General features: G+C 37.5%; 2 protein-coding genes. Both read left to right on the forward strand.

Going from position 1 to position 1,719, the window contains the following annotated elements:
* A partial coding sequence (locus AC1DRQ_RS31285; RefSeq protein WP_477430006.1) for a glycosyltransferase family 4 protein occupies positions 1 to 1,127 on the forward strand: 1,127 nt, incomplete at its 5' end.
* A gap of 37 nt (positions 1,128 to 1,164) precedes the next feature.
* The coding region (locus AC1DRQ_RS31290; RefSeq protein ID WP_477430008.1) for a phytanoyl-CoA dioxygenase family protein at positions 1,165 to 1,719 on the forward strand (555 nt) is incomplete at its 3' end.

The following is a 1,719-nucleotide window of genomic DNA, read 5'->3' on the forward strand; positions in this document are numbered from 1 at the left end:
AAAGAATACTGATCGTATGCGATTCGTCCAGATCATTAATGGATTTCAGGGGCAAACTCATAGAACAATTGGTACAACACCATGAGGTATATGTATTTACACCCCGCATTACACAGCAAAGCGTACGTGAAAAATTAGCATTACTAAAGGTAGGTGTATATGAAAATGAACTGGATGGCAGCAATGTTTCCGTTTTTTCAGATATCCGTTATATTATCCAGCTATATAAGCTGATCAAAAAACTGCGGCCGGATGTTTTTTTCCCGTACACTTTTAAACCTGTGATATACGGAACCGTCCTGGCAAAATTATGTCGCGTTAAAAAGATAACACCAATGCTTACAGGCCTGGGTTATAACTTCACTCCAAATGCAAAAAAAGGTTTGCTAAGCAATATTACCCGCAAGCTTTTAAAATTCAGCCTGATGAATAACCGTCGGCTGAGAATAATTTTTCAGAACAAAGATGATTATCAAACACTGTTACAGCATAAAATTTTAACTGCTAAACATAAGGTTGCCGTAGTAAATGGTTCAGGTGTTGATCTGGAACATTATGAATACGCTCCGCCTGATATAAAAAACGTTAGTTTTTTAATGATCTCGCGTTTAATAAACGCCAAAGGGATCTATGAATATTACGAGGCGGCACGAAATATTCGTTTACAGCACCCCAATATCCAGTTTAAACTGATTGGAGCGTATGGCAGCAACGTTGATACCATAAGCAATGAGCTTTACAGTAAAATTAAGTCGGGAAAAACAATTACTTACCTGGGCGAAGTTGATGATGTGAGGCCTCATATAAAAGATGCATCCGTAGTAGTATTACCTTCTTATTACGGGGAGGGTATACCTCGCTGTTTGCTGGAAAGCATGGCAATGGGAAGAGCAATTATAACCAGTGATTCTGTGGGCTGCAGGGAAACTATTGAATCAGCTTTGGCTGCAAACGGCTTTCTGGTTCCTGTTAAAAATGTCACTGAGCTTGTTTCAAAAATGAAATTTTACCTCAGCAATAGCAATGCTATTAGTTCCAATGGGGTAAACGGACTTGCTTTTGCCCGGAAAAAATTCGATGTAAATCTTGTTAATGCCGAGATGTTGAAAATTATGCAGCTGAACTAAAATATTGTACCAAAGCAGGACCAATAAATTTTACGCAATGGAAAATAGGTTGAATTATGCCGACCGAACTTTAAGTGATTTTACAAGTGCAATAGATGAATATGGGTGGGTTGTTTATAATAATGTTTTAGGGGCGGATTTTGTTGACAAGATTAATGAAGATTTAATAGATGCTTATAAATACAGGAGAAGTATCCAGGAGAAAAACGGCATAAGTGCTAATATGGGTGGAACGTTGCATCATTTGTTAGAACGCGAAAATTTCGGGCTTCGTTTTCTTGAAAAAATGTATTGCAATGAAGAGATCAGGCATTTCTTAAACGGCAATTATATCCTGAATGGTATGAATGCAGTAATACATGCTAAAAAAGAGCACCCTTATTTGAGTAACATACATCGTGATGCGCGCACCTTTATGAAAGATGCAAAATTGCTGATCCAGATGATTGTTACGCTTGATGATTTTACATTGTTAAATGGTGCAACTTATTTTCTTTCGGGCTCACATAAAACAGATCTGAAACCCGATGAAATGTATTTTTATGATCATGCAGAACGGGCCATTGCACCAAAAGGAAGCATTATCCTTTTT

The organism is Mucilaginibacter sp. P4_E8, assembly GCF_056401495.1.